Source organism: Ruegeria sp. AJ12, from assembly GCF_056536245.1.
The window spans coordinates 2699662-2723586 of record NZ_JBQFJJ010000001.1 but is presented as its reverse complement, the minus strand read 5'-3'; the positions used below and the strand labels follow the sequence as shown (position 1 = coordinate 2723586).

General features: G+C 55.7%; 15 protein-coding genes and 2 pseudogenes. 13 read left to right on the top strand and 4 right to left on the bottom strand.

Annotated features, from left to right (window positions below; genetic code table 11):
- The first annotated feature begins 315 nt into the window (after positions 1–315).
- On the top strand, positions 316–4692 hold the full coding sequence (locus ACR3E0_RS13610) for a hypothetical protein (RefSeq protein ID WP_480479352.1): 4377 nt from the start codon (positions 316–318) through the stop codon (positions 4690–4692).
- Positions 4693–5643: 951 nt separating this feature from the next.
- Here the strand turns inward: ACR3E0_RS13610 and ACR3E0_RS13605 are convergent.
- Positions 5644–6312: a hypothetical protein gene (locus ACR3E0_RS13605; RefSeq protein WP_480479351.1), complete on the bottom strand. Its 669-nt coding sequence runs from the start codon at positions 6310–6312 to the stop codon at positions 5644–5646.
- 1065 nt (positions 6313–7377) lie between these two features.
- Between ACR3E0_RS13605 and ACR3E0_RS13600 the strand changes: the two are divergent.
- A pseudogene (locus tag ACR3E0_RS13600) lies at positions 7378–8085 on the top strand (IS6 family transposase).
- Positions 8086–8223: 138 nt separating this feature from the next.
- Here the strand turns inward: ACR3E0_RS13600 and ACR3E0_RS13595 are convergent.
- A complete protein-coding gene (locus ACR3E0_RS13595; RefSeq protein ID WP_480481108.1) occupies positions 8224–8457 on the bottom strand; it encodes a hypothetical protein in 234 nt (77 codons plus the stop codon).
- On the opposite strand from ACR3E0_RS13595, the pseudogene ACR3E0_RS13590 reads away from it, so the two are divergent.
- The 4 genes and pseudogenes from ACR3E0_RS13590 to ACR3E0_RS13575 all read left to right on the top strand — a co-directional run bounded on the left by ACR3E0_RS13590 (position 8377) and on the right by ACR3E0_RS13575 (position 12945).
- Positions 8377–9023 (top strand): annotated as a pseudogene (locus ACR3E0_RS13590) (IS6 family transposase). The gene ACR3E0_RS13595 and the pseudogene ACR3E0_RS13590 sit on opposite strands and share 81 nt — an antisense overlap.
- 652 nt (positions 9024–9675) lie before the next feature.
- Positions 9676–10005: a Nif11-like leader peptide family RiPP precursor gene (locus ACR3E0_RS13585; RefSeq protein ID WP_480479350.1), complete on the top strand. Its 330-nt coding sequence runs from the start codon at positions 9676–9678 to the stop codon at positions 10003–10005.
- A gap of 198 nt (positions 10006–10203) precedes the next feature.
- Entirely contained in the window at positions 10204–11460 is a 1257-nt protein-coding gene (locus ACR3E0_RS13580) for an FAD-binding oxidoreductase (RefSeq protein WP_480479349.1), read from the top strand.
- Positions 11461–11484: 24 nt separating this feature from the next.
- Positions 11485–12945 (top strand): NAD(P)/FAD-dependent oxidoreductase, encoded by a 1461-nt coding sequence (locus tag ACR3E0_RS13575; protein WP_480479348.1) that lies wholly within the window; start codon positions 11485–11487, stop codon positions 12943–12945.
- 159 nt (positions 12946–13104) lie between these two features.
- On the opposite strand, the gene ACR3E0_RS13570 is transcribed toward ACR3E0_RS13575, so the two are convergent.
- Positions 13105–13434, bottom strand: a complete 330-nt coding sequence (locus ACR3E0_RS13570) for a Nif11-like leader peptide family RiPP precursor (protein ID WP_480479347.1) — start codon at positions 13432–13434, stop codon at positions 13105–13107.
- Between the two features lie 265 nt (positions 13435–13699).
- A complete protein-coding gene (locus tag ACR3E0_RS13565; protein WP_480479346.1) occupies positions 13700–14659 on the bottom strand; it encodes a pyridoxal-phosphate dependent enzyme in 960 nt (319 codons plus the stop codon).
- A gap of 260 nt (positions 14660–14919) precedes the next feature.
- Here ACR3E0_RS13565 and ACR3E0_RS13560 point away from each other — a divergent pair, with 260 nt between their 5' ends.
- Genes ACR3E0_RS13560 through ACR3E0_RS13530 form a run of 7 tightly spaced genes read left to right on the top strand, consistent with a single transcriptional unit; the run spans position 14920 to position 23925 of the window.
- Entirely contained in the window at positions 14920–15345 is a 426-nt protein-coding gene (locus ACR3E0_RS13560; RefSeq protein WP_480479345.1) for an ATP-binding protein, read from the top strand.
- Positions 15346–15361: 16 nt separating this feature from the next.
- Positions 15362–16126 (top strand): hypothetical protein, encoded by a 765-nt coding sequence (locus ACR3E0_RS13555; RefSeq protein ID WP_480479344.1) that lies wholly within the window; start codon positions 15362–15364, stop codon positions 16124–16126.
- Positions 16126–18360 (top strand): MFS transporter, encoded by a 2235-nt coding sequence (locus tag ACR3E0_RS13550; protein ID WP_480479343.1) that lies wholly within the window; start codon positions 16126–16128, stop codon positions 18358–18360. The genes ACR3E0_RS13555 and ACR3E0_RS13550 overlap by 1 nt, the downstream gene beginning before the upstream one ends.
- A gap of 16 nt (positions 18361–18376) precedes the next feature.
- Complete coding sequence (locus ACR3E0_RS13545) at positions 18377–19462, top strand: ABC transporter substrate-binding protein (protein WP_480479342.1); 1086 nt, start codon at positions 18377–18379, stop codon at positions 19460–19462.
- A complete protein-coding gene (locus ACR3E0_RS13540) occupies positions 19459–20238 on the top strand; it encodes a hypothetical protein (RefSeq protein WP_480479341.1) in 780 nt (259 codons plus the stop codon). The genes ACR3E0_RS13545 and ACR3E0_RS13540 overlap by 4 nt, the downstream gene beginning before the upstream one ends.
- A complete protein-coding gene (locus tag ACR3E0_RS13535; protein WP_480479340.1) occupies positions 20235–22085 on the top strand; it encodes a PP2C family protein-serine/threonine phosphatase in 1851 nt (616 codons plus the stop codon). The genes ACR3E0_RS13540 and ACR3E0_RS13535 overlap by 4 nt, the downstream gene beginning before the upstream one ends.
- A gap of 25 nt (positions 22086–22110) precedes the next feature.
- Positions 22111–23925, top strand: coding sequence for a sulfotransferase (locus ACR3E0_RS13530; protein WP_480479339.1), 1815 nt, complete (start codon positions 22111–22113; stop codon positions 23923–23925).

Genomic DNA, 23925 nt, shown 5'->3' with positions numbered 1-23925 from the left:
AAAAATTTAACTGCTGTGAGACCTGGCGAAGACTAAAAATAATTTTTGACTTGAAATGCGCTGATGCTGGTGGCCGAAAAGGCCGTTCCGTGTCGGAATTGTACGCCAAAACTTAGCGTTTTGAGACTGGTTGGAAGCCACTTAAAAAATCAATATGGATTTTATCTTGCATGAATATTTGTTGATTCTCTGACGGGTCCGAGGCATGAACCACTTACTCTCCAATGAAAAGCAGATCTTTTTGAGATAGTCGTTGACAACTCAAGTGGCTATAAGTAGTCAAAATGACTATATTAGGATTGATGGAGCTCACACATGATTACGTTCAACAAGCCGTTCATTGATCGAGGGATTGCATCAGTCTTGGGTTCATTTGGGCGATTCCGCTCAGCTTCATATGGTGGAACACTGATTTCGAATGTCGCTGTAAGTTCCGACCTAGCAACACAGAGTGAACTAGCAGATCAACCGGGCTGCAAGCGAGTCGAGATACCAACTGAAAAAGCGGCACGTGTGAAGTTTCTGTCTGACTGGGCCAAGGACCAAAAAAGGCGCGCCGCCGCCGGTGGCGCAATTAGTCTCTTGGTCATTCCGATGTTCGCGAGTTCGGCGTCAGCAGAGGGTGGTACACTGCTTAGTGACCTAGGCGGTGTTGAAAGTGCGACGGTTCAATCAGACGGCAGTCTGCGGCTTGAACTGGAGGATGGCAGCAGCGTAAGTGTCGATCCGAACAACTACACAGTTACGGCCGATGGGCAATATGTGCTTGATGCTGAAGCGCTTGCGGGGTTGGAAGCGGCTGGAGTTGTACCGGCAGCAGCACCGGGTGGACTTCTTGCGGGCTTTGGCGCTGCAGTAGCTGGTGGGGCGGCTGCCGCAGGTGGCGGCGGAGGTGATGACGCCAGCGGTTCCAGTTCTACCACTGGTTTCGTAGTTGATGGCTACATCTCGGGCGCCACCGTATTTCGCGACTCCAACAACAATGGTTTACTTGACGAGGGTGAAGTCTCTACCACAACAAACTCCGAGGGGGCGTTTTCGCTCGGTGGCAATAGCGATGAACCAATCGTGTCCGTTGGGGGCGTTGATATTTCAACTGGCTTGAACTTTGAAGGAACTCTGAAGGCACCGGCCGGTTCCACGGTGATATCGCCAGTGACAACCCTGGTGCAGCAGATCTTTGAAGCGGACGATACCGACACAATCACGGTCGATGATGCGATTGCGCAGGTCAATTCTGCGCTTGGTTTGGATGAAGATACCGACTTGTTGAATGAAGACCCGATTGCATCGGGGAATGATGATCTGTTTGCGGCCGGCGCGAAAGTGGTGAACATCGTCAATTTGGGCGTTGCCGCAGGTGCGGAAGAAGACGAAATCATCGCGCAGCTGGCTGAGGAGATTAGCGAAGCCGCGGCAGATCCCGACAACGCGCCGGACAATATTCTGAGCGACGCCGGCACGGTTCAGGAGGTGCTTGAAGGTGCTTTAGAGGGTGATCTTGACGCGGGCGATATCGCCGCTGTGGCGAACACGGCGACCAATGCAAATGCTGCCGTTGATGACGCCGTCGAGGAAGCCGCCGCAAATGACGAGGATGTAGTTGAAGCGGCTGCCGATGTGCAGCAGGTTGTCCAGAACGAAATCGCCGAAGACATCGCTGAACAGGTCGAGGCCGAAGAGAGTGTCACCGAAGTCGATCAAAGTGATATTGAGGATGCCGCTGACAACGCGCAGGACGTTGTGGATGGGCAAGTAAACTTTGGTTCCGCATTCTTAGAGGAATTCAGTGATGCTGTTGAGCTTGGTGATTCATCGGCGTCGGAGCACGGGGTGTGGTACGTAGATCGATACGCGCCAGCCAGTTTCGAGACAGTTTCGGACTTCGGTGCCGAAATCGGCGATGCAACGTTTGACGGCGAATCTGTTCTGAAACTGACGACTGAGTTTGTCGAGGATCAGACAGCGTTTGATCAGACGCAAGGTCGGAAATTCGATATACCTGACGGGTCGACCGAAGTTTCGATTCGGCTCTATATAGACCCTGCTTGGGAACCCGCAGAGGACGCCACAAGTGGCTTCCGCCAAGCAGGTTTTTGGGCCACCGCGCTCGATTCAGAAGGGAACCTCCACTATCCAATCATTGAGTTTTCCACTCTGAATGGCGAGGATACATTCCGGGTGTATACTGGTGTCGGATCCAGTGGAGCTGCAGAATGGATCAATCTCGGTTTGCCGGAAGGTTTTGAGTACGGCAGTTTCCAAGACCTAAAGATGTCAGTGAATGATGATGGATCAGTCACCTTTGAGGTGGGCAATCTAACACAGACGGTGGGAATGGATAACGGCGGTTTCAGCGTGTCCTCTTTGGATAACGTTATACTGCAGGGCCATAACGGTTACAGTGTAGATCCCAATAACCCCAGCAGTGATCGTCCCGCCTATGACATCTACTGGGATGACTTTTCTGCAAATGGGGACTTTGTGGAAGTCGACACTGACCTTACAGATTTTGACCAGGTCAATTTCGCTGACATCCCCTATGATGTCGCGCCTGATGTTCAACTGACCCTGACGCCGGCGCAGGCTGACGGCCTCCAGATCGGCGGTTCCGGTACCGTCAAACTTGTCGGAGAGTTCGATGCCGCCGTTGATCTCACCGGCATCACGGTGCCGATCAATGCCACGGAGGTTACCGGCTTCGACACGATCCTTACCGCTGACGCAGCCAACGGCCTGCAGATCGATCTGCCGGCGGATGCCATGCTCAACATCGACGTCGATTACGCCGATCTGAGCGTGGATAATCCCTCACTGACCCCTGAGATCGATCTCTCTGGCATCACCGTGAACGGCTCCAACTCGCCCGCCGATCTCTTTGATGTGCTTAATGCGGGCAGTGTCGAGGACACTTTCAAACTGCTGTGGAACCAGGCAGATAACAGCTACTACGATGCGTTCCCCGGCGGGACCCCGGACGTGAACGCGGCGAATGTCGAGCTTGGCAATGTCTACGCTCAGTACCTCCTAGACGGCGGTGAGCCATTGCTGGACATTGTGCAGACGAAGGTTGGCGGTGAGCCAGACTTCGATGCGCGGCAGCAGTCTTTGCACGACAACCTACTTGGAAACATCACCGATGCCGCGATCAACGCTCGGGTACCCAATGAGTTGGCCGAGGACAACCGGGATGCAGCCGGCCTGCAGTTTGGTGACCGGCCAATCTACAGCGGTAGTCTAGCAAATACTGACGATCTATTGGCAACGCAGGTCTGGGACTTCGCGAATGGGTTTTCTTCGGACAACGACTTTGTGATGCCTCCGGACAGCATTTACGTTCTGAATGGCGATAGCGTTATTGACGCCGACGGTGACGCCTCAAACGGGATCACCCCGTTTACCGACCTGAGTGATGCCATCGGTGCGGCGAATGCCGGTGCATACATCGTAGTTGGAAGTGGCACGTATACCGAAGGTCAGATTGTTATCCAGTCTTCGATGACAATCATCGGGGTCGATGGCTCGAAGCTAGAAGGCGGGTTTCTCGTCGAGTCCGACAACACCGAAGATATCGTTGTTAACGTTAGTGGGCTGGATATTGAGGTTGGGCAGGGAACATCCTATGGCATCTATTTGAAAGGATCCGGCACTACGCTCAATGTTGAGAACGTCGATATCACGGATGACACCGGCTCGGCGACTCGTGGGATTATCAACGAGTCAGGAACTCAAGCGGACATCAACGTTTCAGGCGGTTCGTTTACAAACCTCACAAGCGGCATCTACCTCAATCCAGGAGATGGAGATGGCGGGGTCGATTTGTATATTGATGGCGCGGTGTTCACGGGAAATACAGCGGGTATTGGAACTGATGACCCCGAAACCCTGACTGTCATCAACAGCACATTTGACGGGAATGATGAGGCCATCGGGTTCAGCGGCGACCACGAAAACGGTGGGTTGACTCTCTCGGGCAACCAATATGTGGCCGAAACCGATAAAGTGTTGGTGTATTTCGCTCGACCTGAGCCAGTCGAGATTCCCGGCGAATGGGCCAATGCGGCGATAGTGCCATCCTCCGACCCTGACAATAACAAGGCTTTGCTGTCTACGATCACCGGTACCGACGGCGACGACGTAATTATCGACCACATCCTCGAAAACGTGATTGATGTGTCTGCGGGCGGTTCCGACTTCATCCTGCTCTCCATCGATGAACCAACGGAAGGCCTCAACCAGATTCAGGGCTTTACTGCCGGGTCAGCGGATGTGGACGGAAAGGATGTCATTGCATTCCGTGCGGATGCGGGTCTCGACACCGCTTTGCGCGGATCTGGTTTCGAAGTGCTATTCGATGATGATGCGCTTGACGCAGAGACAGGCTTCGCAACTTTGGCAGATGTCAGCCTTGTTTCGACCTCCGACGAAGTGGTCCTGTCCGGTCTACAAAGCGCGGATATCTCCGCGATCCTGGACGCCGTTGATCCCTTGGTGGACGGCGAGGATGGCAGCATTCAGGTTGCTGTCTCAGACTCAAGCGGCGATGACACATTGGTGGTCAGTGTCGACCTGGACAAAACGGCTGAGGATGCTGATCGGGTATTGGGACTTGCCATTTTGGAGGACACATCGGTCGGCACTCTAACGGATGACAATCTCTATGACTTCTCCGCGGTGCAGGCGAATACATGAGTTTGTGGGGCTTAACGTTCGCCGAGTGGGCTTGACCCATTACTTTCTACAATCCGGAGGAGGTGATTGCGCTAGGGACACTACGCTTCCGCTGTTTTGGGTCCAAGCCGGTAGTGCCTCGTTTTGTAATTCGGGGCGGGTTCGAGGTAACCTTGATCTATCAGTGACCGAAGCGCCCTGTTGAACGTTGGTTGGCTCATGCCTTTCACAATTTTGTGATTGCGAATATCTGCTGTCTCAGCAGTGCCTAGCGCGGACTCGTCACAAAGCAATCGAACTACATAAAGTATGTCTAACTCGTTGGGCGAAATTGATTCAAAACCAAGGTCACGTTCTAGGGTGGCGAGGAGATCGCGAAGCCGTGCTACGGTTGTAATTTTTGTGCTACCTGCCATATTTTGTCTTCATTATCAGTCACATAAACAGATCCACTGACATACAGCGGTAAAGGGTTTTGAGGTGATTCTGAGGCAGAATGCCTCTGCAAAAACCAGACGCTTCAATTACTGAATGAGCCTGACAAAGGATTGGCTACGCAAGAACCAACCAAATTGGTTGCAACTCGCCGAATAAGTTCAGAATGCTTCCCCATTTAGTCGCTACAATCGTTCGTGGAGTTCAACAGAACGTAACCACGGCCGGCTTGATACTTCCTATATAGTGTTTTGGTGCTTCTTATATATCGGTTATCCGCGTGTGTGTAAAAAGTCAACCTGATTGCTTGCGCCACTCAAGGTTGTGACGTGTTTCAATAAGTACCTGATGACATGTCATCTTACCTGGGTCTACCTAAAGGTGGTTTCGTGTTGTCGCCGTGGGAGTTGATTGACAGAGTAAACCCATTCGAGACCGGTGTACCAAAGAATTGCACTTGACACGCTTCTTAATGCCTAACATGCCTGCATCTTGGGGCCAGACGCCCAGCACGCTCGCTTGTTCAATGACTCTCGTCTATTTTTCGTGGTTGACTGTCAAAATGGGCTGAGCCGGATTTGGGGGCGCCGGGCCACCCACCGACTTTTCCCTAAGGCGGAAATAGATCAAAAATGAAAAAAGGAACAGTACCGCCCCTGAAGCATCGCCCAAAACAAACAGCAAAGCAAAAAGCACAACCTCCGAAGCAGAACTTGGGTCACCAAGAAAGGCTAGTATCGAACTCGCCGTTATCACGGATGAAATAATCATTATGATAATAAGAGATCTCCATGTATGCAGCTCTCTTGATGTTGCAAAATCCAGGCCGAACCGTTCCAGGCAAAGCTTTACTGCGGGTGCGGTCATTGCGTAGACTGCGACAATCGCTAGGTGTTTCAACTCGACAAGGTTACCCAAAAAGTAGTGATGTAGAACAAGGCTTGTCGGCAGTATGTACAGGACTGCCCACCACCCATACATCCATGCGGCTAATGCTTTGATAATGGCCGGAAAAAATAAAAGCGCAGGCGTCAAAAACAAGGCTTCGTCCAGCCCGTCTCGTATGAGGAAATGCTGGACGGGGTATGATACAAAAATTGTAATGGCGATCGCAACGCCGTGCAGGACACTGAACTCGATCAGTCGACGGATATGCACTCTTGCGGCCCGCCATTCTCTAGCCTCGAGCAAAGCTGAAATGGACATTTTTCCCCCACGAAAATAATCAAAATGATTTCATCGTACTAGACGGAAAAAGTTGGAAACGCAAGCAAGTGCGAAGTGGCGGCGCATGGGTCGCGCCTCCTGCCAGGTGTTCAGGTGTGGCCATTGGAGTGCTGAAGGAACGCACTACCCATGATCGCAGGTTCTTTCGTAGCATAGAATTTGGTGGAAAAATCATGGCGCCGAATATTTTTGTTTTGCTCGTGGCAAGAACCCATTGATGAATCGTGTGATGAGTTTGGTTAATTTTGGGATTGGTCAGACATTATCAGGTGGGTTGTGTTTAGACCTCTGAAGGCGATTGAGTTTCGTTGTGATCGCGGACGGTTGCCATTTTGGTGCTGCATATGCGTCAGGCTTCGAGCAGCTTGCTCAAGCAGTGGGAGATTACGTTGGGTCAACATGCAATCATTGTGACTTGTTTTTGGCGCGTGAGTCAGGGTAATTTGCGGCTCACTTTTGTAACACTGGAATACACGACGGCTTCTTTTGGCGGGTACGAGAACCTTGAGACAGACAAGGCGTGATAATCAAATTGTTTTTACTCCAAGCCTCTCTCTTGCAATTGAGTTGCGTGCACTGTCCCCGCAAGCAGACTGTGCCCGCTCTGTGAGTTGCAGGCCATCGCGTTGTAGAGACTGCAGGTCGATTCATGAGACGTTACAGGCGAACAGACCTGCGAGCCCAGTTTTATGACAGGCGACAGAATTGGAACAACGACATTTGCTCGAGGTCGCGAGCTGTTGGTCACCTTCGAAAGGGACCTCGGCCTTGATTGTCTCTCAGATATAGAACTAAATGTTCTACGTGCAGTGCGATTGATATGTGACGATACAACTGATCAATCAACTGATGTTTCGACAATTCACGATCATGCCCTGAGTGGCAGTATCGACAAGATCTCACTAGGTGCTGCAATTCAGTCCTTGGTCGAGATGGGTTACCTGGAGACGATGCGTAGCTGCGGTGACATGCAGGGGACGTTTGAACGGTCTTGCCAGAAGAACTTAGGTTGAGGCGGGTAGGGCGCTCTCGTAGCCTTCGGACATGGATAAACGTTCGTCCTTCAAGTATTGCAGAACAAACCCTGAGATCATTCGCCTAACAGTCATGCTGTACGTTCGGTTTGCTTTCTCGCTCCGAAATGTGGAAGACCTGTTGTACGAACGTGGGATTTAGGTGAGCCACGAAACCATACGCTAGTGGTGGAACAAGTTTGGCCCGATGTTTGCTGTTGAGATCAGACGGAAGCGGGTTCAGCAGTTGCGCGCGTTCTCCAGATTGAAGTGGCACGTGGACGAGGTTTTCGTGAAGGCGAATGGCAAGCGGCATTATCTTTGGCGGGCTGTTGATCACGAAGGCGAGGTGCTGGAAGTCGTTGTCACCAAACGCCGTAACAAAGCTGCAGCACTGAAATCCCTCAAGACGTTAATGAAGCGCCATAGTTGTGCCGATGAGATCGTGACCGTCCGTTTTGCATCCTACAGGGCTGCGCTCAGACAATTGGGTGCAATCGAAAAACAAAGGACGGGCAGGTAGCTCAACAACCGCGTTGAGAGTTCGCACCTGCCGTTCCGATGAAGAGAACGCGCCATGCAGCGTTTCAGGCGTATGCGAAGTTTGCAGAAATTCGCCTCCGTCCGCTCCTCTGCCCATAACCACTTTAACCAGGAAAGATTGCTCGCCAGCCGAGACAGCTTCAAGCTGACGCGCACCGCCGCTCTTGCCGAGTGGCGTCAACTTTGTTCCGGATAGGTTCACGCTTGCCGCTGCAAACTTGAGACTGGTTCGAATTCGTCTGACAGCACCGCCAGCCTACTCGTCTCACTTGAGTTGTGTTTCCTGATCCGGAATTGTGCCGAAATTCCGGAAAGTTGGCGCATGCGCTGTCAATCAGAGATGGGCAGGCCGTACACTCAGAGCACAATTCAGGGTCTTGTCAGAAGAACTTTGCTTGTGGGGCAGGGCGGTGACGTAGTGCTTGCCCGTGACCAGACCTGCCTCTTTCAAATGTTTAAAACCAGTCCCGAAATTATCCGCCTTGCGGTGATCCTGAACATCCGATTTCCGCTCTCGCTTCGGAATGTCGAATATCTGCTGCACGAGCGGGGCATCGACGTGCGCCACGAAACTGTCGATATTGGTGGAACAGGTTTGGCCCGATGTTTGCTGCTGAGATCAGTCGGAAGCGTGTTCAACAGCTGCGCGCGTTCTCCAGATAGAAGTGGCACGTGGCCGAGGTTTTCGTGAAGGCGAATGGCAAGCGGCATTATCTTTTGCGGGCTGTTGATCACGAAGGCGAGGTGCTGGAAATCGTTGTCACCAAACGCCGTAACAAAGCTGCAGCACTGAAATCCCTCAAGACGTTAATGAAGCGCCATAGTTGTGCCGATGAGATCGTGACCGTCCGTTTTGCATCCTACAGGGCTGCGCTCAGACAATTGGGTGCAATCGAAAAACAAAGGACGGGCAGGTAGCTCAACAACCGCGTTGAGAGTTCGCACCTGCCGTTCCGATGAAGAGAACGCGCCATGCAGCGTTTCAGGCGTATGCGAAGTTTGCAGAAATTCGCCTCCGTCCGCTCCTCTGCCCATAACCACTTTAACCAGGAAAGATTGCTCGCCAGCCGAGACAGCTTCAAGCTGACGCGCACCGCCGCTCTTGCCGAGTGGCGTCAACTTTGTTCCGGATAGGTTCGCGGTTTCCGCGGCAAACTGAGACCGGTTCGAATTCGTCTGACAGCACCTGCGAATACGCTTGACAGTGGCTTTCCGGTCGAGTTGGGCAAAAGACAGAAGTCCGTTTGGGGTCAACCGGCCCATGGGCGAAGAGATGGTGAAAGACGGATTATTCGAGCGTGTCGCCAGAAAGGCCCCCTTTGTTGTAGCGCAGGCGCAATAACGCCCAACCTGTGTGTCGGAGGCTGATGACACGAGCTGCGCGGGCCTCGTACTGCGGATTCAGGGAATTTAAGTCCTGGGTCAGCCCGCCCTCGGACGGTTACCGTGTGGTTCCTTTTCGATGTACGACGCGGGCAGGTGGACTATTTGGATCGGAAGTCGAAGGCACTGAAACTTGTTGACTGTCGGGATCCTGTCCGCGTTCCGATCAGAGATGCTGCCTCCGCAAAACCGCTTCTGGATGAACTGGTTGGTCATGATCGTCGACGGTACTATTTTTCTATCCGCTTCAACCGTCGCTTGATTTTTTGTCGCATGTTCTTCACAACTATAGCGACACTGACCTGTATGCCATCTCGGTCAGTGTTCGGAAATACGGTGATTAATGAACAGCACCGGTTTCGGAATTCGGTATGGTGGCGTTGATATCGCTGGGAGGTTTAGCATGAGTGTTGAAAACCTAAAGGAATATGCCCGTCGTTGTGCCGCAGATCCGGACCTGCGCGCCAAGGCCAAGGAAATCGGCGCTACTGATCTGGACGGCCAGATTGAACATGCCGCATCCATGGGTTTGAATTGGACCAAGGAAGACATGGTTGCCTACCAGGAAGAACTTCAGGCCGATGGCGAGCTTGGCGAAGACGACCTGGAAAAAGTTGCCGGCGGCGTTGTGACAGCCACAGCAGCAGCAGCAGCGGGCGTTGTGTCCGCAGCCGCCGCAGTGGTTGGGACCGCGGCTGCGGTTACATCTACAACAACCGGCAGTGGCTGGTAACAGATTGGCGCAGCCTTCGGGGCTTGCGTATTTTCAACGCAGCCCTCCGGACAGGTGTCCGGAGGGTATTTTGTTGACAGAAAGTGAAGCGGCCTGGCGATAGACCATTTGCTATCGTAACTCGCGCTTCTCAAATAAGGCTGGCAGGGTGCAGCCACTCTGTTTCGCTTTGTCAGACATGAGCAAAAAGACACTTTGATGCCACTCGCTGATTACGGAAAACTATATCTTACACCGCTCGAGCCTTCTCTGCGTCGCCCCCAGTCTGCTGAGGAAGCTATCTCGCAATGGCGCGAGGAACTCTCTCGCGGACATCGGCTGCGTCTACGGGGCAGCGGCCATAGCCTGAGCGGTGCCAGCCTGCCCAGAAGAGGAGAAACACTGTTTCTGACGCATGGCCTTAACGAGTTCGAAGTCGTGGAACCCGATCTGCTGCGGGTCGGTGGCGGCGCCATCATGTGGGACATCCGCGATTTCGTGACCGCTCATGGAATGAGCTTGCCGGTTTTCAATGGTGGATGGGCGGGCCCTACACTGGGCGGCTATGTCAACGCCGGAGGCATGGGGTTACGTGTGCCGCCAACCACCCGAGAAGCTGCAGCGCGTGGCAAATCCAATGAAGGCTATGTCTCAATCTCAGAAACGCATGGCGGTTTTTGGGCCCATGTCGCCGCTCTCACTTTGATTGATGGCTGCGGTGACTTGCATGAATTGACCCCCGATGCGCCTGATTTTCATTGGGTATTTGCTGCAATGGGTCAATTTGGATTGGTCCTGGACGTAACCCTTCGGCTTCAGGCCATTCCGGGCGCGGCCAATCAACTTGAGGTTGGTCAATCAGGCAGAATTCCTGTCACCAATCCTCTTAACCCATCCGAAACAAACGATCTGCCGGGAACGGATGGCATCGACTGGCTGTATTGGTTCTCGGCCATGGTTCCGGTCGATCAAGAGAACCGTTTCTGGACATTGCTTGGAGACTGGGCCAACCGACACTCCACCACGCTTGAACCCAGTGGCGGTTGGGTTGGACCGTCTCTGAATGGGGAGCCCATCGGTTTCCGGTATCTTGTCAAGCGGCGTGCGCCGGTGCCTCCGCTGTTGTACCCATGGGATGAAGATTTTGTTCTTATGGGCGTCATGGCTCTGTGCCGTGGCATCGGCAAACCCGAGGTGGAAACCGCGCTGATCGAAGCCGAGCAGGATTTCGTTTCCTCCATTCTCAACGCAGGCGGCCGTCTTTACGTGCAAGCTGAGAATCTGAGCCGGTCGCTGGACTATGCCGACTATTACGACGCAGAGACTTGGGCAAAGTTTTGTGCTTTGAAGAAAAAATATGATCCGCAAAGCCTTGTGAACATCGGGGAGTTGCAGCGATCAAAAGAGACAGAACCCGTAACCGTTGCGCAGCTTCGCAGGATTGCGGCAGCCACGCAGCGTGTTTTGAACACATAGCTCCTTTCACCTCGGGAGGCGAACATGAGCGAAACGCACACGGCAGATGTCGCAGTGATCGGCGGTGGCCCCGCTGGATCGGTGATGGCAGGGCTTTGCGCCAAGGCGGGTCTGTCCACCGTGCTTCTCGAAAGAGAGACCGGGCCGCGCTATCGCATCGGTGAGTCATTGCTGCCTGCCACGTTGCGGCAGGTTTTGCCCCTGATCGGCGCGCAGGACGCCGTCGATGCCGAAGCCTATACCGTGAAGCGGGGTGCCACATTCTGCTGGGGTGCTGACAAACAGGACATCTGGACCCTCGCTTTCGGTCCAGACCAAGCCGACGATCCCCCACTTGCCCTTAATGTCGATCGTGCGAGTTTTGATGAAATCCTGCTGTCCAGCGCGCAGAAATGCGGCGCGACGCTGCTTAGAGGATGTGACGCAATCTCCGTTGGTGACGGTGACGCACAGCACGGTCGCAGCGTGACCTACGCTCACCGAGAGAGCGCGACGCAAGACGCGTTGCGCGCAAGATTTGTTGTGAACGCCACCGGACAAATGCGCCTGAACATTCCTGAACTGGACGCGCGCAAGCATTCGCACTTTTTTCGCAAAGTGGCAGTTTGGGGATACTGGACCGGCGGAGGGCGACTGGATGCTCCTCTGGAGGGGAATGTCTTTTTCGAGACTCTGGAGACTGACCATGGAACAGCCTGGGTTTGGTATATTCCCTTGCGAAACGGACTGACCAGTGTGGGCGTGGTTGCACCGCGTGATTGCCTGGCCAATCTGCGTGTCGACCCCCGGGCAGGTTTGGTGGACTGGCTGGCGACATGCCCACGGATCACCGAGCTTTTGCACAATGCCACGCCGGCAAAGCATGCGCCCTACGATCAGGTGAGCTTGTGCGCGGATTACTCTTATGCCTCCAACGCCTTCAGTGCGCCGGGCGTCGTGCAGATCGGTGATGCCGCCTGTTTCGTAGATGTGCTTCTGTCGTCAGGTGTACATCTGGCAACCTATGGGGCGCTGTTGGCAGCCCGATCGATCAAGGCCACTCTCTCGGGTGCGGTACCGGAAGATATTGCCATGGCCGAGTACGAGAGTCGCCTGCGACAAGAATTTTCGGTGTTCTACGCCGGTCTTTCGGGTCTCTACGACATGGAGAAGCGGTCGCAGGACTATGTTGGCTGGCTCCGTGCGTTGTTACAAAACAGCAATGGGGTGCTTATGGAATGGGGGCAGTCCTTGGACAACCCCGGCGGGTTGAATGTTGGTGGTGCGTCGTCGTCCGACGCAGACTTGCACGCACAGGCGCAGAGGAACCTGACCATGATGCGTGGGTACAATTCCTATCAATTGGCCTATGATGGCCCGCCCAAGGCGACGCCAATTGCAGCGCTGCCTGCAATCCGCAATGTGTTGGCGGTCGATGAGTATGGTGAATGGAGCATGCCAGCACATACGTCGCGAATTCTCACGCCTGCCGCCTTGGTCACCTAAAGAAGTAAACCTTGCCCCCATTGCCTGATGGATGATGTGGGGCTCGTGGTTCTCATAGCCACACGTTGCGTTTTTTAGCCTGAGGTAGAATCCCTGCTCAGGTCATGAACAAAAAAGGGCGGATTTACTCCGCCCTTTCGAACCGTTCTGCTAACTGGTTTACCAACCGCTACCGGTTGTAGTTGTTGTTACTGCAGTGGCTGTGCCGACTACGGCTGCCGCTGCACCAACAACGGCTGCAGCGGCGGCGGCCGTGGCGGTCACAACGCCGCCGGCAACTTTTTCCAGATCATCTTCGCCAAGCTCGCCATCGGCTTGCAGCTCTTCCTGGAAAGACACCATGTCTTCCTTGGTCCAATTCAAACCCATGGACGCCGCATGTTCAATCTGGCCATCTAGATTGGTTGCGCCAATCTCTTTCGCCTTGGCCCGCAAATCGGAGTCACTGGCGCAGCGGCGGGCATATTCCTTTAGGTCTTCGACACTCATTGCATTGTCCCTTCTCACGTTTTGCCATGGGTCAAATCAATAACTGGTGCAGGACCGGGCGCACAACCAAACCAAATGGCCTTGTTTTTGTTCACACTATAAAATTGTACCGAGCACCTATCAAAAATCAAGCACAGTAATATTAAAGCTGAAAGTCCGTGCTCCAGTCTTCCAGCGTGCAGTTAACCCCACCGCCTGCTGCATGATTCGGCACCCCGGCTTCAGCGAACCAACAACGGTGATTGGTTTAGGGCAACGGTTGTGCTTAGCGCGAAGCCAGAGATGGACCTTCGGTCACGAGAGAGACCACATTGGCCATCCCGTCGAGCCCGGCGCGGGTGCGCAGCGCCGGATCTGAGAGGATTTCCCGCAACCCTGCGAACGCAGCCGCCCCGGATGGCTGAGTGAAGACCCGGGATTTGGCACGCGAAGACCGGAGATCATTCATTGCCTTCTGGGCCACCTGGTCAGAAATGGCGACAGCTCCGAAGAGTCTGGCACGGAGGATATCCCAAGCCACGTTGGATGGTGTCTCACACGCCAGGCAGGCCATTGAAGTTGCGGCTCCTTCCGGAACGCTGCGGAGATTCCCAGCCTCCAAACTGGCGGCAACCGGTGCCACATGAAGTGGCTCGACGGTGATGATGCGAGGCATCCGGGCGCCGAGTCTCGTAGCGAACCGAGCCGCCACGCCAGCCGCCAAAGCCCCGACACCTGCCGGCACCAGGATGTGTGTGGGCGGTGATGGCAATTGCTCGAGGATTTCATCCACGATCCGTCCGTAGCCAAAGAGCGTCAGGTAGGGAATTTCCTCGCAACCGGGGCGCCCCGTATCGGAAAACTCGACAGCACCAGTCGCCCGGGCGTCTTCGGCTGCAGCTGCAATCGCCTGGTCGTAGCCGCGTTCGACCGCGACGGTTTGCGCACCAAACTGCGTGATCCGATCAAAGCTCTCTTGTGGCACGGAACTCGGCATATAGACTGTCGCGGCGATCCCAAGTCGTTGTGCGGCCCAGGCGACAGCGCGACCATGGTTGCCGTCCGATGCGCAGACGAACCTATCCGCGTTTGCCAGGTCCGGTTTTGCGGCCAGCACCCCAAGAACACCGAGCGCCTTGAAGCAGGACAGGCCTTCATCCGCAAAGCGTTTGCCTTCGTTCTTGATCCAACATGTTACACAGCTGTCACTGTTGTGAGTGTCTGCAATCAATGGGGTTTGCGTCATCGCGGGATACTCTGCGATGCTCGAAAGGATTCTGTCAGACTGCGAGGCAAATACCGTTCCGGTAGACAAGGGCGACCAATGGGCTTTCCGAAAGTAGGCTTTTGAAGATTCGATTTGCACAGCCGTGCCCTCCGAGGGGGATGGTCGAAATTTCTTCTAGCTGTCTTTTGGGCGAAGCTATAGTATCGAAAACAAAAGCCAGCACAAAATCGCGAGTTATGCAGCTGTTTTGGTCGGTGGATTAGAAGGTGACATTTCAGATGATGAAAGCCGAAATCCAGCTCACCAACACACTTTCAGCTGTACCGGATTTACTGGACAAACTGGATCGGACCCTTCTCGCTATGGATGTGCCTGATGCCGACGCATTTCAAGTCAAACTTGCGCTGGAAGAACTGGTCACCAACGCCATAAACTATGGGTTTGACGAGGGGCAGACGTCGGAGCTTGAGGTTGCCCTGCGGCGTCAAGACGAGGATCTCATCTGCGAATTGAGAGATCATGGTCGGGTGTTCAACCCTCTGGATGTGGTCGAGCCAGACGTGACGCTGGATGTTGACCATCGCAAGGTCGGCGGGCTCGGCGTGTTTCTCGTTCGTCAGGTCATGGACGACGTTAGCTATGAAAGAGCCGGCAATATGAATGTGATGCGTCTGCGTAAAACGCTAGGCCGAGAAGGCGAGTAGGAAGGCGGAGACAATGGTGCGTTTGCTGGTTGGGAGCTTTGCGGCAAGGCTCATCGCTTATCTGGCGGTGGCACTTGCCATTGCTTTGGCTGCGGCAGTCGCCCTAACGATGGCAAAGCTGTCCACCGCGCTTACGCAGGCTGTTGACGGGCGCTATGGAATTGTCGCTTCGGACCTGCGCGCAAATATCGAGACCGGGGTGAATTTTGGCCTCGCGGTCGAAGAGATCGTATCCAATGTATCGGCGCAGGTTGAAGACAGGCTTGAGTCTGACACCGAGATTCTGGCCATTCGGCTGATTGCCCTGGATGGCCAGGAAATCCTGGCGCTGCAGTCGCAAACGGAAGGGCGAGAAGGCGCGTTGCCCGAGGATATCGCAATGGTATCCGAACCGATCATAAACTCTTTCGGAGTCGAAGTGGGTCGCGTGGAAGTGTCATACGATCCAACCGGCACGCAAGAAATTCTGGCTGAGTCCGCCCGCATTCTGTCTATGGAAGCTGCCGTATTGCTTGTGGCCTGCATCGGTGTGATCGGAGTGGCCAGCCTGATGGCCGCGCGGCGCATCGATCAAAGGCTGGACCGGCTGACGGCGCAGTTGGAAAGCGGTGTGTCATCCGAAACAGCACCCGCCGTGAGCAGCGACCAGCTGGATCAGCTGACGCAAAGTGCCATGCAAGCTTACCGCACGAGCCAAACAGAGCTGGATGATCTGGACGCAGAGTTGCAGCGCTTGTCCCGCCCATCGCAAACAGCCGAGCCGGGTAGGGGGGTGACCTGATGGATCAGATGTCCAGACGATTGGCCCTTTTTATTCTGTCGCTCGCGGCCCTGTGCCTCGTTCTGTCCGTGGGTGCCTTGGGTCTGCGGTCGATCGGGTTGCTCGAGCGCAATGTTCGACCCATTCTTGAAACCAATGCGATGGTCGTCACCGAACGCGTACGTGACCGCATCGAAAGTGCGGTGGCGATGGGAATACCCTACGAAGGGTTGGCGCAGGTAGACGAATATCTTGACCGCGCGCTGGAAGGCAGCCACGGCATTTCGAGCATCGTGCTGACGTCTCCCAGCGGCGTGGTGATGTACACTTCTGGCCGGGCGCAGTCGGGCCCGAACCAAGCCAGATCGGAAACCGAGGCGTCGAGTGGCTCTGAGCAGGCAGAGCCCGATCGTGCGCGGGATCGTGGCCTGCAGATATTGCCATCCACGTTGCAAAGCGAACTGCTGCGCCGGCTGGCACCGGAGATGTCCGCGGCTGGAATACTAACGCAAAGTGACACCACCGGAGGCGGCGTCGTTGCCCTGCCGCTGCGAACCGCAGATGGAACCGAATTCGGTCAGATCGTCACCCGTATCGACCAGACTTTTGTCGCGCAGCAACTGTTAGACGCTGCGGCCGATATTTTGGTCATGGTCTTTGTGGCTGTGGTTCTGGCAGTTGAGATTTTGCTGGTCGTGACATCTGCCAGCATCGGGGGCCCTCTGGCACAGGTGGCCAGATTGCTCAATGCGCTTGTGGGCAGGGATTTTCGTCGGCAGGAAAGACCGGCTGGCGGGGCGTCTATGCGCCGCGCGATACGAGCGGGGAATGCCCTTTTGGAAACGCTGTCGGCACGGATGGCGGATTTAAAGACGCGCATTGAAACCTCACTGGCTGATGCCGCCGATGCAGATCGGATGCGCACCCGCCTCAGATCTGTTGGTGAGTTCGTCGAGGATGGGCGCAACAAGATCGGTACGGCGGCCCATCTGGCAGGTGTTCGCGGCGCGGCGTTCTTGTTTGTGATGACGGAAGAACTGACGCGACCGTTTCTGCCACAGTTCATATCGGAAGTGCTAGGCAGCGGACCCGCCCAAGGCTTCGACGGAATGGACAGCACCATTCTGATCGCTGTTCCGATCTCGGCCTTTATGTTGGGTGCTGCGGTGGTCGGAACGCTTGCCGCGGGTTGGGCCGATCGGGTCGGGCGCCGGAACGGCTTCATGATCGGCGCGGCATTGGCAAGCCTCGGGCTTGCGGTGACCGCATTTGCTCCGAGCCTCGCGGTTCTGATCCTGGCCCGAACTGTTTCCGGGGTTGGGTACGCATTGTGTTTCTTGTCCTGCCAGGGGCAGGCGATAGACCAGACCACAACGGCCAACCGTACACGCGGCATGTCTGTTTTTGTGGGCGGTATCATGGCGGCGGATGTCTGCGGGCCGGCGATTGGCGGCATTCTGGCAGAACAGTTTGGCTTTCAGCTCGCGCTTTTGATCGCGGCGGGGCTGGGCGTGTTCAGCATTCTGCTGGCGATGCGGTTGTTGGACGGGCGCAGCGATGGCGCGCAGTCTTACAAGTCAACGCATTTCGGCTTCGAACCCAAAATTGTCTTTGAGTGCATGAGTCAACCGCGCTTTGTCGTTGCCGCGCTGCTTGCAGCATTGCCGGCCAAACTCCTGTTGTCGGGATTCTTGTTCTTCCTGGTACCGCTGCTCTTGACCGACATCGGGGCGTCAAGCAATGAAATTGGCCGCATCACGATGTTATACGGGGCGTCGGCGCTGATCCTTATGTCGCTGTTCTCGCGGCTATGCGACCGGTTCGGTCTGCATGCCTTCATGGTGAGCGTCGGGGCCCTGCTGACGGGCTGGGGGCTGGTGCCCCTGGCTTATGGCGCCACGGTCTCGGCCGTGGCGTGGTCGGTTCTGACCCTTGGGGTGGCGCAAGCCATGAGCATTTCGGCACAGTCGGCCCTGTTTACCATACTGGCGAAACGCGAGATCGAGACGTATGGGCCGGGCCGGGTGCTGGGTATCTATCGCATGACCGAACGGGCCGGTTCGGTCATCGGACCCCTGATTGCCGGTGTTCTATCGCAGTATTGGGGCTTTGCAGGCGCGGCTGCAATTCTTGGCGGGCTGTCTGTTGTCACCGGCACCGGTTTTGCAGCCTTCTTCCTGGTTTCGGGTTTGCGGTCCGAGGATGACGACCTGAAAACGCGCGGCACAAGGGGGTACGATGTTGAGGCTGTGTAACCCACACGTCGTTCTTGTGAACTGGTGCGTCCTGACGTTTGGGATACTGTTCGGCGCCGGAAGTTTGCAGGCGCAGGACCAGTTGCCGGACCTTTGCGAGCGTCCTCATATCGAGGGCGCACCGCATGTCGTGATGGTGTTGTGGCGCGGTCCGACAACCGTTGAACAAGGGGTTCAGGCTTATCTGGACAGTCGTGAGCTGAGTTTCAATGTCACCTGCCTCAGTGCCGATCGCGACAGCTCGCGTTTCGCCCGGCTGATTGAGCAGGCAAAGGAGTTGGAGCCCGACCTGTTGTATACATGGGGGACATCTGCAACTTTGGCTGCGGTAGGTACATATGAAGATGATGCTACCGCGTTTCCGACATCGCAAACGCCGGTCCTTTTCACGATGGTGTCTTATCCGGTTCAGTCAAAAATCGTGCCAAGTTTTGATGGCAGTGAGCGAAACCTGACGGGCAGTTCGCATACCGTGCCATTGGGCTCTCAACTCAAGGCGATGCAGGCCTACCGCGACGTGGTCCGGATTGGGATGATCTTCAATCCGCGCGAGGTCAACTCGGTCCTGAACATGCACGAGATGCGTGCACTCACCGAAGAGACCGGCATTGAGCTTGTGGCCATTCCGGTGCCTCTGCAAGAGCGGCAGGCCGATCCCGGCACAGAGATTGACAGCGGCGAAGAGGAGGTTTCCGAAGGCCAGCCTGACCCTTCGACCCTGCCAGAGTTGATTGCCCGGATGGCCGCACAGGACGTGCAGTTTCTGTATATCGGGCCGGATAACTTTGTAGGGACCAACCAGAAGACCATTATTGGTGAGGCGTTGTCGCATGGTATTCCAAGCTTTACCGGCACAGAGTTTGAAATTCTTGATGGGGATGCGTTGGTTGGGTTGGTCACGCCATACTACAACCTTGGACTACTCAACGGATCGCTGATGGAACGGATCCTTCTGGAGGGTGAAGCGCCTGAGGCAATTCCGGTCAGTACACTGGCGCGGTTTACCTATATCGTGCGCATGAACGTGGCGCTGCGCATCGGCGTTTTTCCACCTCTGGATATACTGGAGTTCGCCCTCATTCTCGAAGGAGAGACCGAATGATGGCCGCTGCGTCCAAGGGTCCGGCCAACGTGGCCGGGGGCAACGCGCCGTTGCAAGGGGTTTGGCCTCGCGCCCTGCCATCCGGTCTCGTGTTGAGCAAAATGAACATAGGCGATTTGGACAGGCTGACGGCCTTGCACGCTGAGTTGCACCAGTTGAGTGACCAGCAGCCTGCTCCGTTCGTGCGCGAAGAAGATGTGTTCTTCTCCGCGCACCTGACCAATGCAGGGGAAGTCTGGGGCCTTTGGGAGCATGCCGAACCCAAAAACCAACTGGTCGGATATACTGTTATTGGATTGCCGACTGCCTCCGATCCGGCAAATTTTGGCCGTGACCTTGGGATAAAGGACGAGGCGCAGCTGGCCGTGGTTGCGCATTTGGACGGGACAGGTGTTTTGCCGCACTGGCGCGGGTTTGGCGTGCAACGCCATCTGACCGGGTATCGTATGGAGCGGGCGCGGACATTGGGGCGCAAAACCGTGATTTCCATGGCAGCACCGCAAAACAGTTATTCTTTGTCAAACCTGTTGCAATGCGGCCTGACGGTTCAACGATTGATCCGCAAATATGATGCTTTACGTTTTGTTCTGGTCCGGGCTTTGCCGGGCCAACCGATACATGAGGGCGACCGCCATCCGGTCACGGTGCCGCTGCTGGCAAACGCGGAAGAACATGAACGGTGTTTGCAGGCAGGCTATGTGGGTGTCGCGTTGAAAGATGTCGGCGGCACCTTGTCGCTCGTCTATGCAAAGCGGGGGACGGAGGCAGCCCAATGACGTCCGGCTCCGACACCGCAACACTTGCAAAGCTCAGTTTGCGCAGTCGGATCACGACTATCGTCTGTGTTGTGTTTCTTGTTCTGACCGCGCTTTTGCTTTTCGAGATGCACAGCCGTGAACGCGCGATGCAAACGCGGCTGGAAAACGCGTTGCTGAGCAGCCTTCAGCTCAATCTGGAAAGCTTGCAAGACGTCGAATTTCAGCGTGCAGAGGCTTATGCGCGCCGGTTTCAGGAAAACCGTGAGCTCGCTCAGGGATTGATTGACCGAGATACCGACCTGATTGACCTTCAGCTTGTGGAACTGCAAGCCGACCTTGATCCCACTGCTGCGCAGTTTGTCAGCTTTGATGGCGAGTATCTTGGCGGCTCGGACAGTCCGCTGGTCGAAACACCGATTTTGAGTTCGGAGCATCTCGATCTGTTGCGGGCTCAGGGGCGCGTGACCAAGGGATTGATATTCGGGGCAGACGGGTCTTTGGTCCATGTCGCGGCCGTTCCGCTCTTCTCGCACGCGCGTCCGGTGGCTGCCGCTGTCGTCGTCAGCCCATTTCAACGCACGACCGATAAGTTGGCCAAGGGATTCGGTTCGCAGGTTTTGACCCTTTCGCAGGACGGAGACGTCTTGCAACGGAGTGGCACAACCATGGTCGAAGAGGAGCGTACCGAGATCAGCGCGCAGGTGACCCGGTCGGGCATTTCCCTTTTGGAAGATGACGGAAGATTTCTTCAGATTGCCAGCTTGCCTGTTCCAAGCACGTTTCTGGACGCGCCGCTATACGTGGTGGGCATTCAAGATGCCTCTGAAGCTCTGCGCGAAACCCGGATCGGGAACGCCATATCCGCGCTTGCGCTTGCCAGTGGTCTTACGCTGTTTCTTGCGTTTATCAACTGGTCACTCAGGCATTCGTTCTTTCCCTTGAATGCAGTCATACGGTCGCTCGACGCATTGTCGGAAGGCAAAACAGACCAGGCCGTGAACGTACCGAAGACAGACGACGAAATTGGCCGACTTGCAGGCACGTTCGAAGTCTTTCGCAAAGGCATGGAAGCGCGGAGCGAATTGGAGCGGGTTAACCGCGAACTGGATGTGGCGACACGCATCCAGCAGCAATGCCTTCCAACAACGTTCCCCGAATTGGCGGAAATGGGTTTTGCTGCGGACATGGTGCCGATGCGCGAAGTCGGAGGGGACTTCTACGATGTGTTCGACCTGCCGTCAGGCAAGATCGGATGCGTGATTGCCGATGTCTCGGACAAAGGCATGGGGGCGGCCTTGTTCATGGCCATCTCGCGCACCGTCATGCGGGCGACTGCCGCCTCGGCGCAGGGGCCCGCAGACTGCGTGACGATGGTGAACAACTACCTATGCGTCGACAATGATGCGATGCTTTTTGTCACCTTGTTCTATGCCGAAATCGACCCGCATACCGGGGCAATGGTCTTCTGCAATGCGGGGCATAATCCGCCGGTTATTGTCGGCCCGGAAACCGAACCACGGTATCTGAAGTCCGATCAGGGCCAGCCCGCGTTGGCAGTATGGGAGGATTTTGACTATGAGGAAGAGACCGGCTTGCTTAACCCGGGAGAGACGCTGTTTTGCTACACAGATGGCGTGACCGAGGCGATGTCGGTCGAGCTTGAGGAGTATGGCGAAGAGCGTCTGCTTGAGGCGATGCGCCCGCTGATGGGGGCCACGCCGTCGGATCAGCTTGATGCCATCATGCAGTCGGTTGCGGACTTCACGGTAGGGGCTGAAACCAGTGATGACATCACCTGTCTGTCGATAGAGTTCAAGGGTCCGTCGGCGCAGCCGGATGGGGATGCTGCGGGGCAGGCGGCGTGACCTGGCAGCTTGACGGGAGGAGGGCATGAGAACCATTGCAACCTGGCTGGTGCATGTTGTTCGCGCGTCCCGTATCGGATGGAGTTTACCCCCCTCCCTGGAAGCCGGGCCAAGGGGTCAGCTGTTTGCCGATTTGATGCAGGCCCAGATAGCCGAAAAACTGTCCGCAGACAGACTGGTCACCTATCGAACAGTTCGCGACACCGTGCGAGAGGCGATAGCGGTGCTTCATCGCGAGGGGACCGACGCAGCCGCCGGGGTCTTTGCACAGGCGCAGCGTTTGGCCGCGCCGCTGGCGGAGACAGACCCGGAATTGAACACCCTTGCGCAAAGCTGGATCGAGCAGGCCATGGCCTTTTACGACGTCCGGCTCGGTGATTTGGAGTCTGCTGAGGTTCGGCTGGAACGGGCCATGGCGGACGACACGCGATTGGAGCAGGACTTTGGCTATGACCTGATGCACATCGGGCGCATTCATACACTGCACCTTTGGGTACGGGTTCAGGCGGCAAAAGGCAATGTTTCGACCGCGCTCGAAACGGCGGATGCCGTATTGGTTTACTTGCATGGAGGCGGAGAGAACCTGCCTTTTGGCACCGGGTGGTCTCCGGACCTGGCAGCGCAAATCCGACCTGACCTTGCAGAGGCCATGACATACAGGATCTGTAGTGAAATCGGTGCCATCGTGCAGTCAATGGCCCAGTCAGAGGCACGGAAGTTCTTGTTGGCAATGCCGGGGCTTCAACAGGTTGCCGGATTGGACGGCTATGACGAGATAACCGCCTGGCGCAGTACAAAACTGGCTTGGAGCGACGGTCAGGTTTATGAGTTTTTTGAGGCGGTTGTACCGGCTCTGCTGGCCGGGCGCGGCCAAACCTGTCTGTGGTACGCGATGCTGCTGGATGCGGTTTCGATTGCAAAAACTCTGAGAGAACAAAGCGGTCACCTGTTTGCGGAGGATGTCGCACTAAGGGCCGAAGAAGACACCGCCGACCCCGTTATCCTGCCCGGCACAATACGGGCTGCATTGAGAAACTGCGATGCTGTGCGTCTTTCGGCCCCATTGGTTGTGACTTGGCCAAAGCGCCGATTTCATTTGATGTGCATGGGGTTGCCCAGGTCAGGGACGACGTCGCTTTTTACTCTTTTTCGCCCCATGCGTGCTGCGAACGAGTACGCCGAGAAGGCAACGATCGAAGCTTTGAGCAGTCAGTTGCCAGGTTCGGATCTGGCTTTGTTTTTGGAACGGCGTGACCGCGAAAGCGCGTTGGAGATGGATGCTGCCAGTTTCTTGCATCTCGCGGCACCCGAGCTGGTGGCCCAGTGCCCAGACGCGGGCTTCGTGCTGCCCATCCGGGCGCCTGCGGAGTGGTTCGAGAGCTATTTGAAGATGCTGCTGCGCTGGCATGACGGGTTTCAAGCCAAAGGCCGCACCCCACCAGGCTGGATGCAAGCGTATGGTCAACGCTTGTTTGGTCACTTTGATTGGGCGGAAATTGCCTCGGAAGAGGCACGCACACGTTTCATGCCAGTGGTTGCGCAACGGTTTCTTGTTCATTGGGCTGATGCGACGTGGCGCACACTCGATGCTCTTCCGCCCGAACGGCGGCTTGTGTTGCACACGCATGATCTGGGCAAACGCCGTGGAGACCTGGCCCGATTGGCCGGTATCTCTGAAAGGCAGCTCACGACGGAAAGCCATGCCAATATCAGCCCACCCGGCCCAGACGTTCTGCAAGGAATTTCCAGACCGGAATTGGCGCAGATGGCGCAGGAAATCTGTGGCTCTGCCTATTCTGCCGCAAGTGACGAAGCGGACGTGCACGAGGTGCCTGTTTAA

Coding starts and splice junctions, on each gene's coding strand:
- ACR3E0_RS13605 (WP_480479351.1), bottom strand. CDS start 6,312: ATGTCCATTTCAGCTTTGCTCGAGGCTAGAGAATGGCGGGCCGCAAGA.
- ACR3E0_RS13575 (WP_480479348.1), top strand. CDS start 11,485: ATGAGCGAAACGCACACGGCAGATGTCGCAGTGATCGGCGGTGGCCCC.
- ACR3E0_RS13530 (WP_480479339.1), top strand. CDS start 22,111: ATGAGAACCATTGCAACCTGGCTGGTGCATGTTGTTCGCGCGTCCCGT.
- ACR3E0_RS13585 (WP_480479350.1), top strand. CDS start 9,676: ATGAGTGTTGAAAACCTAAAGGAATATGCCCGTCGTTGTGCCGCAGAT.
- ACR3E0_RS13565 (WP_480479346.1), bottom strand. CDS start 14,659: ATGACGCAAACCCCATTGATTGCAGACACTCACAACAGTGACAGCTGT.
- ACR3E0_RS13550 (WP_480479343.1), top strand. CDS start 16,126: ATGGATCAGATGTCCAGACGATTGGCCCTTTTTATTCTGTCGCTCGCG.
- ACR3E0_RS13570 (WP_480479347.1), bottom strand. CDS start 13,434: ATGAGTGTCGAAGACCTAAAGGAATATGCCCGCCGCTGCGCCAGTGAC.
- ACR3E0_RS13580 (WP_480479349.1), top strand. CDS start 10,204: ATGCCACTCGCTGATTACGGAAAACTATATCTTACACCGCTCGAGCCT.
- ACR3E0_RS13540 (WP_480479341.1), top strand. CDS start 19,459: ATGATGGCCGCTGCGTCCAAGGGTCCGGCCAACGTGGCCGGGGGCAAC.
- ACR3E0_RS13535 (WP_480479340.1), top strand. CDS start 20,235: ATGACGTCCGGCTCCGACACCGCAACACTTGCAAAGCTCAGTTTGCGC.
- ACR3E0_RS13610 (WP_480479352.1), top strand. CDS start 316: ATGATTACGTTCAACAAGCCGTTCATTGATCGAGGGATTGCATCAGTC.
- ACR3E0_RS13560 (WP_480479345.1), top strand. CDS start 14,920: ATGATGAAAGCCGAAATCCAGCTCACCAACACACTTTCAGCTGTACCG.